The 16724-nt window shown below is 33.3% G+C and carries 16 protein-coding genes; 15 read left to right on the forward strand and 1 reads right to left on the reverse strand.

Annotated elements, in window-relative coordinates; all coding sequences use genetic code 11:
- Positions 1–297 precede the first annotated feature (297 nt).
- The 7 genes from AC1DVP_RS06515 (at position 298) to priA (ending at position 9495) form a co-directional block, all read left to right on the forward strand.
- Positions 298–2220 carry a family 43 glycosylhydrolase gene (locus tag AC1DVP_RS06515; RefSeq protein ID WP_477182692.1) on the forward strand — a complete coding sequence of 641 codons (1923 nt, stop codon included), beginning with the start codon at positions 298–300 and terminating at the stop codon, positions 2218–2220.
- Positions 2221–2331: 111 nt separating this feature from the next.
- The gene (locus AC1DVP_RS06520) at positions 2332–3705 is read left to right on the forward strand and encodes a M20/M25/M40 family metallo-hydrolase (RefSeq protein ID WP_477182693.1); all 1374 of its coding nucleotides are present in this window, start codon (positions 2332–2334) and stop codon (positions 3703–3705) included.
- Between the two features lie 215 nt (positions 3706–3920).
- Entirely contained in the window at positions 3921–4778 is an 858-nt protein-coding gene (gene nadC / locus AC1DVP_RS06525) for a carboxylating nicotinate-nucleotide diphosphorylase (RefSeq protein WP_477182694.1), read from the forward strand.
- A 3-nt stretch (positions 4779–4781) separates the two neighbouring features.
- Complete coding sequence (locus AC1DVP_RS06530; RefSeq protein WP_477182695.1) at positions 4782–5714, forward strand: YihY/virulence factor BrkB family protein; 933 nt, start codon at positions 4782–4784, stop codon at positions 5712–5714.
- A 110-nt stretch (positions 5715–5824) separates the two neighbouring features.
- Positions 5825–6259 carry a DUF2147 domain-containing protein gene (locus AC1DVP_RS06535; RefSeq protein WP_477182696.1) on the forward strand — a complete coding sequence of 145 codons (435 nt, stop codon included), beginning with the start codon at positions 5825–5827 and terminating at the stop codon, positions 6257–6259.
- A gap of 11 nt (positions 6260–6270) precedes the next feature.
- Complete coding sequence (gene bla-B1-FLAV, locus AC1DVP_RS06540) at positions 6271–7020, forward strand: subclass B1 metallo-beta-lactamase (RefSeq protein ID WP_477182697.1); 750 nt, start codon at positions 6271–6273, stop codon at positions 7018–7020.
- A 24-nt stretch (positions 7021–7044) separates the two neighbouring features.
- Positions 7045–9495, forward strand: coding sequence for a replication restart helicase PriA (gene priA, locus AC1DVP_RS06545; RefSeq protein WP_477182698.1), 2451 nt, complete (start codon positions 7045–7047; stop codon positions 9493–9495).
- Between the two features lie 14 nt (positions 9496–9509).
- Here the strand turns inward: priA and AC1DVP_RS06550 are convergent, their stop codons facing one another.
- Entirely contained in the window at positions 9510–10205 is a 696-nt protein-coding gene (locus AC1DVP_RS06550; protein WP_077370383.1) for a LytR/AlgR family response regulator transcription factor, read from the reverse strand.
- Between the two features lie 165 nt (positions 10206–10370).
- On the opposite strand from AC1DVP_RS06550, the gene rpsF reads away from it, so the two are divergent.
- The 8 genes from rpsF to dapA all read left to right on the forward strand — a co-directional run bounded on the left by rpsF (position 10371) and on the right by dapA (position 16624).
- Positions 10371–10712, forward strand: coding sequence for a 30S ribosomal protein S6 (gene rpsF / locus AC1DVP_RS06555; protein ID WP_281298720.1), 342 nt, complete (start codon positions 10371–10373; stop codon positions 10710–10712).
- A gap of 5 nt (positions 10713–10717) precedes the next feature.
- Complete coding sequence (rpsR, locus tag AC1DVP_RS06560; RefSeq protein ID WP_007138295.1) at positions 10718–11014, forward strand: 30S ribosomal protein S18; 297 nt, start codon at positions 10718–10720, stop codon at positions 11012–11014.
- Positions 11015–11080: 66 nt separating this feature from the next.
- Entirely contained in the window at positions 11081–11524 is a 444-nt protein-coding gene (gene rplI, locus AC1DVP_RS06565) for a 50S ribosomal protein L9 (protein WP_477182699.1), read from the forward strand.
- Positions 11525–11594: 70 nt separating this feature from the next.
- A complete protein-coding gene (locus AC1DVP_RS06570) occupies positions 11595–12068 on the forward strand; it encodes a DUF6495 family protein (RefSeq protein ID WP_477182700.1) in 474 nt (157 codons plus the stop codon).
- A 163-nt stretch (positions 12069–12231) separates the two neighbouring features.
- Positions 12232–14235, forward strand: a complete 2004-nt coding sequence (ligA, locus tag AC1DVP_RS06575) for an NAD-dependent DNA ligase LigA (protein WP_477182701.1) — start codon at positions 12232–12234, stop codon at positions 14233–14235.
- The gene (locus AC1DVP_RS06580; protein WP_477182702.1) at positions 14225–14917 is read left to right on the forward strand and encodes a hypothetical protein; all 693 of its coding nucleotides are present in this window, start codon (positions 14225–14227) and stop codon (positions 14915–14917) included. The genes ligA and AC1DVP_RS06580 overlap by 11 nt, the downstream gene beginning before the upstream one ends.
- Positions 14918–15209: 292 nt before the next feature.
- Entirely contained in the window at positions 15210–15728 is a 519-nt protein-coding gene (locus AC1DVP_RS06585) for a DUF6913 domain-containing protein (protein ID WP_477182703.1), read from the forward strand.
- An 8-nt stretch (positions 15729–15736) separates the two neighbouring features.
- Positions 15737–16624, forward strand: a complete 888-nt coding sequence (gene dapA, locus AC1DVP_RS06590; protein ID WP_477182704.1) for a 4-hydroxy-tetrahydrodipicolinate synthase — start codon at positions 15737–15739, stop codon at positions 16622–16624.
- The last annotated feature ends 100 nt before the right edge of the window (positions 16625–16724 follow it).

Below are 16724 nucleotides of genomic sequence, written 5' to 3' on the forward strand. Positions count from 1 at the left end.
ATTGGTTAGTAGTTTGTTTGGCCCTTCGTTTTTTGGTTAGACGAAGGGCTTTTTTTTAATCATTATTTAGGATAAAATATTTTTAAATTATATCAAATTTGATTGTTTCAGATTGATTTCCGAGTGAGGGTAATATTATTAATAAATTCTTTAATTCACTCTAGCAAAGACGCTAAGACGCAAAGTTAAGATGGTTTTTTTGCGTCTTAGCGCCTTTGCGAGAATACATTTTGACAAATTTTAGTTTCAAAAGAAAAACTGTCTAAAGCTTAAATCATTAATATAAATAGAACAAAAATGGATAAACTGTATTCGATAACGCTTTTGCTTTTTTTGATTGGTTTTTCAGTCAATACAAAAGCTCAAAATAATGCTGTTGGTGGAAAAACAGAATGGTTTGATCCTAATAAACCAGCAGTGACCTATTGTAATCCAATAAATATAGGTTACAATTATACGACTCAAAATCATAATGGTATTCCAGAATCCCGCCGTTCCAGTGCAGATCCTGTGATTATTACCTATAAAGGAGATTATTATTTATTTGCAACTAATCAGGCTGGATTTTTTTCGAGCAAAGATATGTCCGATTGGAAATTTGTATATGGCAGTTTTCAGCGAAATCCGGGTGATGATGATCAGTGTGCGCCTGCGGCTTGGGTTGTAAATGACACTTTGTTTTATGTAGGTTCAACTTGGAAAAAAGATCATCCGATCTGGAAAACAGCTGACCCAAAGTCAGGAAGATGGACAAGACATGTAAACACCGCAATGCTGCCAACTTGGGATCCTGCAATCTTTCAGGACGATGATAAAAAAGTCTATATGTATTATGGTTCTAGCGGAAAATTACCGCTTGTTGGGGTTGAAGTAGATTATAAAACCTGGCTTCCTAAAGGGAATCAGGATGACTACGCAAAACTATATGCATCAACCGAAGTTGAAGATATTCAGCGCCCGTATGGTGAGGCAAAAGCAGTTATTGGTTTAGATCCCGTAACACATGGTTGGGAGCGTTTTGGGTCTAATAACGACATGGAACCTGCACCTTGGGGGAATTTTATTGAAGGTGCGTGGATGACCAAGCACAATGGAAAGTATTACATGCAATATGGCGCTCCGGCTACGGAATTTAAGGGATATGCAAATGGTGTTCATGTAGGGAATAGCCCTTTGGGACCATTTGTATATCAAAAACACAATCCGATGTCGTATAAGCCAGGAGGTTTTGTAATTGGTGCCGGACACGGAAATACTTTTGCTGATAATTACGGTAATTATTGGAATACGGGAACCTGTAAAATCTCAATAAAAGACCGTTTTGAACGAAGAATTGATATGTTCCCAGCCGGATTTGACAAAGATAATGTGATGTATTCTATTACTTCTTATGGAGATTTTCCTATTGTGCTTCCAACAGGGCAGCGAGATCAAACAAAAGGAGCTTCTTCAGGCTGGATGTTACTTTCCTATAAAAAGCCTGTTACAGTTTCTTCATCCGAAGAGTGTAAGGAAGTCGAAACACACAGAGTGGATAATGGAGGTAAAAAAGTGTTTGAAAAAATCTGTTATGATGCTTCGAATTTAACCGATGAAAATATTCAAACGTATTGGTCGGCAACGACAGATAAAGCAGGTGAGTGGCTACAGCTTGATTTAGGCAGAAAGATGGAAATTAACGCACTACAAATCAATTATGCAGATCATAAAGCGACTCAGTACAATAAAGCCATGGATATTTATTATCAGTATAAGATCTATATGTCTGATGATGCCGAAAATTGGACTTTAGTGGTCGATAAGTCAAACAACGATAAAGATGTTCCTCACGATTATGTTGAGCTGACAAAATCAATTAAAGCCCGTTATATCAAAATGGTCAATATTCATAACGCTTCCGGTCTATTTGCAGTTTCAGATTTTAGGGTTTTTGGAAATGGATTATTGGAAAAACCAAAGGCTGTAGCTGATTTTAAAGTTAAACGAAATGCATCTGATTCCCGTAATGCAGTCATTTCTTGGAAAAAACAGAAAGATGCCACTGGTTATACTGTTTTTTATGGAATAGCTCCAGATAAATTATACAACAGCATAATGGTTTACGGAGACAGTTCTTATGATTTTAGAGGTTTAGATAAAGGAACAAAGTACTATTTTGCTATTGAGCCTTTTAATGAAAATGGAATAGGGCCTAAAAATAAGATTATTGAGATAAAATAATTTTAGATTTTGAGAAAAGTCAGCGGATAAATCCCTTTTGGTTGTTTAGAATTTTGTTTCTTTGCTTTAGCCCAAAAAAGGGTTTTGATAACCAATAAAGGAATATTACTTATGAAAAAAACAATTCTTTTAACTGCTTTATTTCTAAACGGATTGACATCTTTTGCACAATCAAATGATGAAAAAAACATTAAACTGTTTTATAAAAAAGCCTTAACCGAATCTCAATGTTATTCTTGGTTAAAACATTTATCTAACGATATCGGAAGCCGTCTGTCTGGATCTGCCAATGCAGAAACTGCAGTTAAATACACAAAATCACAATTAGAAGGTCTTGGACTAGATAAAGTATATCTGCAGGAAGTAATGGTGCCTCATTGGGTTCGCGGAGAAAAAGAAACTGCTTATATTTTAAACAATCGAACCAAAACTGTTGTGCCGATCTGTGCCTTAGGCGGATCAGTTGCAACTGCAAAAACGGGGCTTACAGCTGAGGTAATTGAAGTTAAGGGAATAAAGGAATTAAATGAATTAGGTGATAAAGTAAAAGGGAAAATTGTGTTTTTCAATCGCCCAATGAATCCTGAAAACATTGAAACGTTTGTCTCTTATGGAGCTTGTGTTGACCAAAGATTTGCTGGTGCAAAAGAAGCAGCGAAATTTGGTGCTGTAGGAACTATTGTCCGCTCAATGAATTTACGTTTAGACGATTATCCTCATACAGGAGCACAAAGTTATGGGGATTTGCCAAAAGAGAAATATATTCCAACTGCTGCAATAAGTACAAATGGAGCTGAATTATTGAGCGAATCCTTAAAAAAGAATCCAACACTGAAATTTTATTTCAAATTATCATGCCAGACATTACCGGATGTTTTGTCTCATAACGTAATTGGTGAACTAACAGGAACAGAACGTCCCGATAATATTATGGTAGTTGGAGGACATCTTGATTCTTGGGATTTAGCTGATGGCTCTCAAGATGATGGAGCAGGAGTTGTACAAAGTATGGAAGTGATCCGTATTCTTAAAAATGTAAATTATAAGCCTAAAAATACGATTCGTGTGGTTTTATTCATGAATGAAGAAAATGGTGGAAAAGGCGGAGCAAAATATGAAGAAGAAGCAAAGCAAAAGAACGAAAATCATGTTTTTGCTTTAGAAAGTGATTCTGGCGGGTTTACTCCAAGAGGTTTCTCTATTGAAGCAGATGATGCTAACTTCAAAAAGATACAAGGATTTAAAGATTTTTTTGAACCGTATTTGGTTCACAGTTTTACAATAGGCCATGCAGGATCAGATATTGAACATTTAACGGCTAAAAAGATTGTTAAAGCTGGTTTAAAACCAGATTCTCAGCGTTATTTTGACTATCATCATGCAGCGAATGATAAGTTTGATGCAATTAACAAAAGAGAGCTGGAACTTGGCGCAGCGACAATGACTGCAATGATTTATTTGATAGACCAGAAAGGCATAGAATAATCTTATATCAATTAAGGTTGAGCTGTAACCTGCAGCGAATATAATTTCTGCAGGTTTTTTTGCGAAAAAATCGAAGCTTTACATATTGAAACAGTTAGTAATTCAAATATTGATCTGTCATAAATAAATGTAAAAACTCAAACTTTTCAAACAGACTTGCTTTTTATTGCACAAAATAAATCCTACTTTAGCATTCTATATTAAAGAATAAAAAAATGATTACTGAAGAGCAGTTTCAAAACGAATTAAAGGTATTGATTGCAAATGCTATTAGAGAGGATGTAGGCTCTGGAGATTATAGCTCCTTAGCTTGTATTCCTGAAAACGCAATGGGTAAAGCAAAATTATTGGTAAAAGAAGACGGTATTATTGCCGGAGTTGCTTTTGCAAAAATGATATTTGAATATGTTGATCCTAATATGCAGATAGAAACCTTTATTGAAGATGGTACGCCAGTCAAAAAAGGCGATGTTGTTTTTCATGTTTTGGCTAGTTCACAATCTATTCTGAAGTCCGAAAGAGTGGTGTTAAACACTATGCAGCGGATGAGTGCGATAGCTACCAAAACAAACAGTTTTGTGCAATTGTTAAAAGGAACGAATACAAAAATACTAGATACCCGCAAAACCACTCCAGGATTTCGTGTTGCCGAAAAATGGGCTGTAACAATTGGAGGGGGAGAAAATCACCGTTTCGCATTGTATGATATGGTTATGCTAAAGGATAATCACATTGATTTTGCTGGTGGAATCACATTGGCAATAGCCAAAACTCAAGCTTATCTGAAAGAAAATAATCTGGACTTAAAAATTATTGTTGAAGCCAGAAATCTTGCCGAAATTGAAGAAATTCTAAAAAGTGAAGGAGTACACAGAATTCTGATTGATAATTTCAATTATGAAGATACCCGAACAGCTGTTGCTTTAATTGGTAACAAATGCCAAACCGAATCTTCGGGAAACATCAATGAAGATACAATGCGGTTTTATGCAGAATGCGGTGTCAATTATATTTCTTCGGGAGCATTAACGCATTCGGTTTATAACATGGATTTAAGCTTGAAAGCAATTTAGGTTATGACATTTAAGATCGAGGAAAAAATCGAAAAAATCCCAGTTATAAGAAGTCTGATGCATATCTTGAAAAAGATTAAAATGCCAGGTTTGGGAGGCTTTTCGTTTTATGATTTATTAGAATTATATTTTGAGGGAATCATAGACGGAGCATTTTCCTATCACGCCAGTGCGGTTGCATTTAGCTTTTTTATGGCGCTGTTTCCTTTTGCGTTATTTATTTTAAATTTAATTCCTTACATACCGATAAAAGGATTTCAAAACGATTTTCTGGATTTTGTAAAAGACGGAGTTCCCCCCAATACGTATGATGCTATTGCCAATATTGTTAACGATATTCTTAATAACAGTCACACTGGATTAGTGTCATCTGGATTTTTTCTGTCTATTTTCCTGATGGCAAATGGTATAAACGGAATTCTTGGCGGATTTGAATCTTCCCGTCATGTATTGGAAAAAAGAGGTTTCTTGAATCAATACTTTGTTGCCTTGGGAATTTCATTACTGCTTTCTGTTCTTTTGCTTCTGACAGTTGCAATTATTGTGGTTTTTGAGGTTTTGATTCAAAGCACAGCGATACAGGATGTACTGAGTGACCGGATTCCGCTGATAATTTTAGGAAGATATATTTTTGTAATATTAATGATTCTGATTACATCTTCGGTTTTATTGCGGTATGGAACTAAACAGTCGCATAAGCCGCCGTTCATTAGCGTTGGCTCGGTTTTTACAACAGTACTTATAATTATTTCTTCTTATTTTTTTGGAATTTGGGTGTTGCGGTTTTCAAAATATAATGAATTGTATGGTTCGATTGGAACATTGTTAATTATGATGTTTTACATCTGGATTAACTGTATGATTTTATTATTGGGATTTGAGCTGAATGCAACGATCCGTAAGCTGAAAAAAACAAATGACAGCAGCAAAGTTTAGCAATGAATGAGATTGTTTATGTGAAATTTTGTATTCTTGCCGAAAGAAATCCTGATCGACTAGAAAAGGTGATTTTTGAATAAAAAAGTGAGACAATAATTTAAGGAAAAATGAAAAAAAGTATCGTATTTGGTTTAGTTGTGTTTTTTGCAATGATTTTTAATGTTCAAAGCCAGAGTATTTTAGGGAAATGGAAAACCGTTGATGATGAGACAGGACGGGCCAAATCAATAGTAGAGATTTATGAAAAAGGAGGGAAACTATACGGCAAAATTGTCGAAATACTTCGTGCGGAACACAAAAAAGATGTATGCGGGAAATGTGATGGCGCTGATAAAAACAAACCAATTTTAGGAATGGTTATAATTAAAGGTCTTCAAAAAGACGATTCAGAATACAATGGAGGAACAATTTTGGATCCTGAAAATGGTAAAAAATATAAATGCTATATCATATTAGAGTCTCCAGATAGACTAAAACTCCGCGGTTATATTGGGGTTTCAATTATAGGAAGAACTCAATACTGGACAAGAGTGAAAAATTAATTTTAATGCAAATGCAAAAACTGGCATCGGTAATTTTGTTCTTTATAATACTGTCTAAAAGCTTTGGACAATCTAAAAATTCGCCATTGCAAATAAGTCATCTTATGGGTGGCTTTTATATTTATAAAACTTTTAATAATTATAAAGGAAATCTGGTTTCTGCAAACGCAATGTATTTAGTTACAGATAAAGGAGTTGTTTTATTTGATGCTCCATGGGATAAGTCGCAATTTCAGCCTTTACTGGACAGCATAAAATTTAAACATAAAAAGGATGTTGTGATGTGTCTCGCAACGCATTCTCATGATGACCGCGCAGGTGGGCTGGAATTTTACAGACAAAAGGGAATTAAAACGTATACCATAAAATTAACGGATCAGATTCTAAAAAATGAAAAAAAAGCTGAATTTGTAATTCCGGATGATACTATTTTCAAAGTTGGAGAATATAAATTTGAAGTTTATTATCCAGGAAAAGGGCATGCGCCAGATAATATCGTAGTTTGGTTTGATAAAGAAAAACTACTCTACGGAGGATGTTTTATTAAAAGCTCAATTGCAAAAGATTTAGGTTATTTAGGCGATGCCAATGTGAATGAATGGGAGAAATCCATTAAAAAAGTACAGGTAAAATTTAAAAATCCAAAGTATATTATTCCGGGCCATGATGATTGGACTGATACAAAATCTTTGAATCATACGTTGAAATTGGTTCAGGAATATAAAAATAAAAAAGCGTCTGATAAATTAAATAAAAAGTAATTTTACAGACCATAAATTCTTTACATGTATTTCGTCGAAGTCATTTTACCGCTTTCTTTAGCTAAAACATTTACATATTCTGTATCTGAAACTGAATTCCAATTCATGAAGAAAGGAATGAGAGTTACAGTGCCTTTTGGAAAAAATAAAATCTATACGGCTTTAGTTATTGAAATCCATAATAACGTACCTACTTTATACGAAGCCAAAGAAATACATCAAATTTTAGATACAGCTCCTGTAGTAACCGAGTTTCAAATCAATCACTGGTTTTGGATTGCTGATTATTATATGTGTGCTATAGGGGACGTGTACCGTAATGCTATGCCAAGCGCATTGTTATTGGAAAGTGAGACGCTGATCACCAGAAAAAATGATTTATTTGTTGATGAAAGTTTACTTTCGGATGATGAATATTTAATTTATGAAGCCTTGCAGCAACAGAGTTCATTAAAAATACAAGATATTATTTCAATTTTGAATAAAAAGAATATTTTTCCGGTTATTCAAAAATTGATTGATAAAAATATTTTAGTGCTGCAGGAAGAACTCCAGGAAACATACAAKCCTAAATTGGTTAGATATGTGCGGTTGCATCCAAAATACGATTCGGATCAAGGCTTAAAGGATTTACTCGAAATTTTAAAAAGCGCCAATAAGCAAAAGGAAATAGTTTTGAATTATTTCCAATTGAGCGCGACTGAGAAAAAGCCGATTACAGTAAAAAAACTGGCTGAGACAGCTCAATCGACTCCTGCAATTATTAAAGCATTAATCGATAAGGAGATTCTGGAGGATTATTTTTTGCAGGAAGACCGAATCAATTTTGCTGGAAAAGGAAGGGAAGATGAACTGCAGTTGAGCCCAGATCAGCAAAATGCTTTCGAATCGATAAAAGAAAGTTTTAAGCAAAAATCAGTTTGTCTTTTACACGGAATTACTTCAAGTGGGAAGACTGAAATTTATATTAAACTTATAGAGGAGTATTTGGCAACAGGAAAACAAGTACTGTATTTGTTGCCGGAAATTGTTTTAACCGCTCAGTTGGTTTCAAGAATCAGAGCGCATTTTGGAAATAAAGTTGCTGTTTTTCATTCTAAATACAGCAATAATGAAAGAGTGGAGGTTTGGAATCAGGTTTTGTTAAATGCTGAAAAAGCCCAAATTGTAATTGGAGCCAGATCAGCTTTGTTTTTGCCTTTTTATGATTTAGGATTTATAATTATTGATGAAGAGCATGAACAGACTTTTAAGCAGTCAGATCCTGCTCCTAGGTTTCATGCACGTGATTCTGCTATTGTTTTGGCCAATGCGCATAAGGCTAAAGTACTCTTGGGTTCGGCAACGCCAAGTATTGAGACGTATTATAATGCAAAATCAGATAAATTTGGATTCGTTGAAATTTCGAAGCGTTTTGGAAACGCAAGTTTACCGGAAGTTTTGCTGGTAGATTTGAAAGATAAGTACTTTCGAAAAAAAATGAACGGTCATTTTAGTGATGTTTTAATAGAAGAAATTACAGCTTCTTTATCTGTAGGGGAGCAAGTGATTTTGTTTCAAAACAGAAGAGGTTATTCTCCAATTATAGAATGTATTACCTGCGGTCACGTTCCTCATTGTCAGTCGTGTGATGTAAGTTTGACCTATCATAAGCATAAAAACCAATTGCGCTGTCATTACTGTGGTTATTCTATTGCGAATCCAACTCATTGTCATGCCTGTCATAGTGTAGATTTGACTACAAAAGGATTAGGAACAGAGCAAATAGAACAGGAGCTGATAACTATTTTTCCAAATGCCAAAATTGGCAGAATGGATCAGGATACAACCCGAGGAAAATTTGGTTTCGAAAAGATAATTGACAGTTTTAAGAATCGGGAGATTGATATTTTGGTTGGAACCCAGATGCTTGCCAAAGGATTGGATTTTGACAATGTAAATTTGGTTGGTATTATGAATGCCGATACGATGCTGTACCACCCTGATTTTAGAGCTTTTGAACGAAGTTTTCAAATGATGACCCAAGTTGCTGGACGCTCCGGACGTTCCGATAAAAAAGGAAAAGTTATTATTCAGACCTACAATCCCAATCACAATACGATACAGCAAGTTACGCACTCAAATTATTTAGGAATGTATAATGAGCAATTGTATGACAGACAAATTTATAAGTATCCGCCATATTTCAGAATTATAAAACTGACCTTGAAGCAGCGTGATTTTGACAAGCTGAAAGAAGGTGCCATGTGGTTGTATCAAGTACTCAGCCAGAATCTTGCAATGCCAGTTTTAGGTCCCGAAGAGCCAGCTATCAGCAGAATTCGAAATGAATACATAAGAACTATAATAATTAAAATACCCCAAAATACTTCCATTATAGGTACAAAAAAAACTATTCAGAAAATATTGAATAGTTTTGAGGCTGTTTCACAATACAGAGCAATAAAAGTAGCTGTAAATGTTGATTTTTATTAAGCTATTGCTTTGATTTAAGAATAAGCAAGTGCTTTTACTAAATCTTCTTTTTTGTTTCTGCTTAAAGGAATTTTTGTCACTCCAATTTCGGCAAACTTACTATTGAAACGGTCGATCTTGTCAATGTTTACAATATAGGATTTGTGTACCCTAATAAATTTATCCTTTGATAAATCATTTTCAAATGATTTCATTGTGGAAAGCACAAGATTGCTGTCGTCTTCTGTAACTACTTTTACATAATCGCCAAAAGCTTCAATCCATTTAATTTTAGAAGTAAATATCTTTAGTTTTTTTAGATTGCTTTTGATAAAGATATGCTCTCCTTCGTCTTCCTTATTTTCTTTTTTAAGAAGAAAGTGGTCAATCGCTCTGCGGACAGAAGCATTAAATCGTTCAATAGAAATTGGTTTTTGCAAATAATCGGTTGCATCATAATCAAATGCCTTCATCGCATATTCAGCTTTTGAAGTAATGAAAATGATTTGAGGCTTGGTTTTTAAACCGTCAAGAAAATCAAAACCACTAATCACAGGCATTTCAATATCAAGAAATATTAAATCTACCGTATGGACAGTCATACAGCTTTTTGCCTCAATTGCATTTGAAAAATCTCCGATTAGGTTTAAGTTGGTATGATTATTAACCAGTTTTGCAATAATCATTCTTTGTATTGAACTATCATCAACAACAACACAGTTTAGTTTCATAGTATCAAGTTTTTGATTCGGTAGAGTAAAAATAGTTTTTTTTTTTAATTAATTTTAAAAAATCATGTTTTTTTCCACCGTTTGTCGATTATACTTGGTTAGCATTTGTTTGTTTGGAAAAAAAGATTACTTTTGCACCCAATTTAACAAATAAATAAATTTTTTATGAATCATTATGAAACTGTTTTCATTTTAAATCCCGTTTTATCTGAAGTTCAGGTAAAGGAAACAGTAAGCAAATTTGAAGATTTTCTTACTAGTAGAGGAGCAGAAATGGTATCGAAAGAAGATTGGGGCCTTAAAAAAATGGCTTACGAAATTCAAAACAAAAAAAGTGGATTTTACCACTTGTTCGAATTCAAAGTTCCAGGAGAAGTTTTAATTGCTTTCGAAACTGAATTTAGACGTGACGAAAGAGTTATGCGTTTCTTAACTGTAAGTCTTGACAAACATGCTATCTCTTGGGCTGAAAGAAGAAGAGCAAAACTTAAATCTCAAAAAGCTTAATTATCATGGCAACATTACAACAATCTGCTTCAGGAAAAAAAGACGGGGATATCAGATATCTTACGCCTTTAAACATAGAAACTAACAAAACTAAAAAGTATTGCCGTTTCAAAAAATCAGGTATCAAATATATCGATTATAAAGATGCTGATTTCTTATTGAAATTCGTTAATGAGCAAGGAAAAATTCTTCCTCGCCGTTTAACTGGAACTTCATTAAAATACCAAAGAAAAGTGTCTGTAGCTGTAAAAAGAGCTCGTCACTTAGCTTTAATGCCATACGTGGCTGATTTATTAAAATAATTAAAAATTAACAGTTGTTGGTTTTCGGTAAAATGAAACCTAACTTCTCAAATAAAGGACAACAACATGGAACTTATTTTAAGAAAAGACGTTCAGAATTTAGGATTTAAAGATGATGTAGTAACTGTAAAAAACGGATACGGTCGTAACTTTTTAATTCCACAAGGATTTGCTCATTTAGCTACTTCTTCTGCAAAGAAAGTATTGGCTGAAAACCTAAAGCAAAGAGCTCACAAAGAAGCTAAAATTGTTGCTGACGCAAAAGCGTTAGCTGAAAACTTAAAAGCTTTAGAAATTAAAATTTCTGCAAAAGCAGGTGGTGAAAAATTATTCGGATCTATTACAAACATTGATATCGCTGAGGCAATTGCTAAAGGAGGTTTTGAAATTGACAGAAAATTTATTACTTCTGGTATCGTTAAGCGTACTGGTAAATATACTGCTTCAGTTAGATTGCACAGAGATGTAATCGTTGAATTAGCATACGAAATTATCGCTGAAAAAGCATAATTTTTAAATGTATATATTGAAATCCCGATGAAAATCGGGATTTTTTTGTTTAAAATAATTATTGGAAAAAATGAAATATTCTAGGTTAACCAAAGAACAGTTTGAAGAATTAACGCAGGAGTTCACTAATTTTTTGGCTGCTCAGGCAATTGATAAAGCCGAATGGGATCAAATCAAGGCAGAAAAACCTGAAGTTGCCGAGCAGGAGCTGGATGTTTTTTCAGATTTAGTTTGGGAAGGTGTTTTGTCAAGAGCTGCGTATTTGGAATTTTTCTCCAAAAATCATATCTTCCTGTTTCATTGTTTTGATACCTATATAAAATCAATAGTTTTGAAATCATTGGTTTCCGATGTTGATTTTTTGACAAAAGATGGGCTGCAATGGCTGAGTGATAATATGTTTACCGAAACTATTGAAATGAAAGCGGGTAAAAAAGAATTTACAGAGGAACGCAATCTTTCTGTTTTTCAATTGATTCAGCAAGGTTCAATTTTGAGCGACGGACAATTATACAACCAAATTAATACTATTATTGAGTCATAAAATTTGATTTTTAAATTTTAAATTGGTTATTTTAGTAGATTATTAATTTACTAGAATAGCCAATTTTTTTATGAAATGAGCATACCCGAAAAATGTTGATAAAGACTAATATACGATATGCGAATTACATATGACCCATAAAAAAAGCAAATATAATCTGCATATGAATATACAGGAAACCATACAAACGCTTAGAGAAGAGCTCAATCTTCACAATCATAATTATTATGTGCTGGATAATCCAACATTATCTGATTATGAGTTTGATATGAAATTAAAAGAACTTCAGGATTTGGAAAACAAGCATCCTGAATTTTTTGATGCCAATTCGCCTACGCAAAGAGTAGGAGGTAAGGTTACTAAAAATTTTGAAACTATTGCACATGAATACCGTATGTATTCTTTGGATAATTCTTATTCTAAAGAAGATTTGATTGACTGGGAGAATAGAATTCAGAAAGTTCTTGGTGATGTTCCTTTGCAGTATACTTGTGAATTAAAGTATGATGGCGCTTCAATTAGTATTACTTATGAAAATGGAAAATTGGCTCGTGCTGTAACTCGCGGAGATGGTTTTCAGGGAGATGATGTTACCAATAATATTAAGACAATTAAATCAATTCCGTTACAATTGAAAGGGGATTTTCCATCGCAGTTTGCTATTCGCGGAGAGATTATATTGCCTTATGCTGGTTTTGAAAAAATGAATCAGGAATTAATTGAAATTGGTGAAACACCCTATTCGAATCCAAGAAATACAGCTTCTGGAAGTTTAAAATTGCAGGATAGTGCCGAAGTTGCCAAACGGCCTTTAGAGTGTTTGTTGTATTCTGTTATTGGGAATAATGTGCCTTTTCGATCTCAATTTGAAGGTTTGGAAACAGCAAGAAAATGGGGTTTTAAAGTACCTGCTGGAGCAAAATTGGCCGATAGTTTAGAAGAGGTTTTTCAGTTCATAGACCATTGGGATGTACATCGTCATGAATTGCCTTATGAAACGGATGGAGTTGTTGTAAAAGTTAATAGTATCGAACACCAGCAAGAATTGGGTTATACAGCAAAATCACCTCGCTGGGCAATTGCTTATAAATTTAAATCAGAGCAGGTTTCAACAAAACTAAATTCGATTACCTATCAGGTTGGGCGTACGGGAGCAATAACTCCTGTTGCTAATCTTGAACCAGTACAATTGGCTGGAACTATTGTAAAGCGTGCTTCATTGCACAATGCTGATCAAATAGAAAAGTTAGATATTCGAATTAATGATACTGTTTTTGTGGAAAAAGGAGGAGAAATTATTCCAAAAATTATAGCGGTAGATTTAGACAAGCGTACTGAAAATTCAGAAGTCACAAAATACATCACACATTGTCCAGAATGTCAATCAGAGTTAGTTCGTAACGAAGGAGAAGCCAATCATTATTGTCCAAATTTTTATGGCTGCCCTCCACAGATTATTGGCAGAATCCAGCATTACATTTCAAGAAAAGCAATGGATATAGAAGGTCTTGGCGGAGAAACGGTTGCTTTGCTTTTCAAAAATGACTTGGTTCATAATTATGCTGATTTGTATGAATTAAAAGTTGAGGATATTTTGCACTTAGAAAGAATGGCGCAAAAATCTGCTGAAAATCTGGTAAATGGCGTTGAAAAATCTAAAGAAATTCCGTTTGAAAGTGTTTTGTTTGCATTAGGAATTCGTTTTGTTGGTGAAACTGTCGCCAAGAAATTAGCCAAACATTACAAAAATATTGACGCTTTAAGTCAGGCTTCTTTAATGGATTTGATTTTAGTTGACGAAATAGGTGAACGAATTGCTAAAAGCGTAATCGAATTTTTCGAGAATGAAGAAAATAAGAAAATAATTGAACGGTTAAAAAGTTATGGCGTTCAGTTTGAAATCGTCGAAAAAATAAATCCAAACGCAACAGAGAAATTCATCGGAAAAACATTTGTTGTTTCAGGGGTTTTTGCTCAGTTTTCAAGAGATGATTTAAAAAAGGCTATCGAAGATAATGGAGGTAAAGTGGGTAGTTCTATATCAGCCAAAACGGATTTTGTTGTTGCTGGAGATAATATGGGACCTGCTAAATTAGAAAAAGCAAATAAACTGAACGTGGAAATAATTTCAGAAGACCAATTTATAATAATGCTGAATGAAAGCTAGCACTCCATCACTTATATTATTTTTTGTAACTTCAGTATTGGTTATACTATTTAAGTTATTGGATTATGAAGGTTTAGTTTTGTGTGGTAAATCAATTATAGTTCCTTCTTTGTTTATCTATTATTTGGTGTCTAACAATTACAGGATTACATTTGTTAAAGGATTGATTTTCTTGCTGCTTTTTTTGAGAGATGTTTTTACCACGCTTAATATTAGTGAATCTGCAATGGGGTCTTTCTTATCTGTCTTGATGGTTTATGTTTTGCTTTTGTATTTAGCGCAAGAAGAATTTAAATACTTGAAATTTAGTTATAAAGACAGCCTTTCTATTTTTATTTTAATTCTTGGAATTGGAGCTATTTGTTATTCCGTTTTAAACTTAGAACTCGAAAATTTAGAACTTGATTTTTCATTGTATGTGTTTTTTGGGATAATTTTGAGCGTTTTGAGTATCGTTTCAATCATAAACTATATCAAAAGCGGGAGTTATGCTTTCTTTAATGGCATGTTAATGTGTATTTGTTTTATAATTACGGATATTTTTTTTATTATATATAAATTTTATTTTTATAATTCTCTCTTTGCTTTTGTTAGCTTAATCACTCAATTTTTATCGTATTTTTTTATGGTGAGCTACTTATTGGAGAAAGATAAAGTAATTGAGGATTTAAACGGCTATTGATTTTCCTAGAGTTTTTATTTGTTTATGAGAATAAATTAAAAATCAATTCGACTTCAATTAAATTCTATATTGTCCCCCCTGATTTTTCATGGCCCTTTTTTTTGCTGCTGTTTTTTACATGAGGTCAAGTTAAAACCTTTATTATTGAATTGCTTAGTTTTCCGAGTTGCATAAAATAATAGAAAATAATGTTAAGAATATAACAAAAAGTTTTAAAAAGTGGTTGTAGTTTTTTAAATTTACCATCTTAAATTAACTTAAATAATTAAATTTGTAATCTTGTAAAAGTACTATGTTTTTAAATTATGTAAAGCGCTTTTTATTAAAAAAAACCTTAAAAAAACAATTGCAGAACGTTAAGGAAGAGTCTTTAAGGAGTTCTGTTATGCGTATCGGTTTGATTATAGATGGAAGCAGTTTTTTAGAAACAAATGCATTAAAGCAAGAAATTATTCGGAATGGAATTATTGAAGATAATATAAAAATTATTGCTTATCGTGATAATTTAAAAGACAAAGAAGTATATCCTCATCCAACATTTAGCCTGAAAAATTTAAACCTGGAATGCGAATTTACAGAACAGGGAATTAATGAATTTATTTCGGATGAGTTTGATTTATTAATTAATTATTATAATGAAGAGAAGCCAGTTTTGTTGCTTTTGACAAATAAATCTAAGGCAAAATTTAAAGTTGGTTTTTCAAATGTAGATAAAAGACTGAATCATTTGTTGATAAACATAGATATAGAAGATTACAAAGGTTTTATTCATGAGTTATTTCGGTACTTAAAAATATTAAACAAAATATAATTTAAATTATGCAATCATTAATAGGAACAGGAGTTGCCCTAGTAACACCGTTTAATAACGATTTTACAATTGATGTTGAAGCTTTAAGAAGAATTGTGAATTTTTCGATAGACGGCGGGGTTGAATATCTTGTTGTGCTTGGTACTACAGCAGAAAATGCTACACTGTCAGCAGATGAAAAAGAACTGGTTATAGCCACAGTAATTGAAGTGAATGCGGGCAGACTGCCATTAGTTCTTGGAGTGGGGGGCAATAATACATTAAAAGTTGTAGAGGAGTTGCGTACAAGAGATTTATCTGCGTTTGAAGCGATTTTATCTGTTTCGCCTTATTATAATAAGCCAAGTCAAGAAGGAATATATCAGCATTTCAAGGCAGTTTCAGAAACCTCTCCGATTCCTGTAATTCTATATAATGTGCCAGGAAGAACGTCTAGTAATATGTTGCCGTCAACTGTTATCAGATTGGCAAATGATTTTGAAAATGTTGTGGCTATAAAAGAAGCTGCTGGAGATTTAGTTCAGGCGATGCAGCTTATAAAAGACAAGCCTAAAGATTTCTTAGTGATTTCGGGTGATGATATGATTGCGCTTCCGATTATTTTAGCAGGCGGATCAGGAGTTATATCAGTAATTGGTCAGGGTTTTCCAAAAGAATTTTCTGAAATGATTCGATTAGGATTAAATAGAAAAGTAGATGATGCTTATAAGCTTCAGTATCTGCTAGCTAATTGCATTGATATGATTTTTGAACAAGGTAATCCGGCAGGGATCAAAGAAATTTTTAAGATTCTTGGTATCTCAGAGAATATATTGCGTTTGCCATTAGTTTCTGTAGATGAATCATTATCTAACCGATTGGAGCTTTTTGTGAAAAAAATGGTAAAAAATACTTAAAATTTGGCCGTTTTTTTTAACTAAAGAAATATTTTGTAATAGCTAAATTAATAACTAAATTTGCCACCTAACTTTGGTGGCTTTTACTGCGTATATACAC

The sequence above is a fragment of the Flavobacterium sp. P3_A6 genome, from assembly GCF_056403035.1.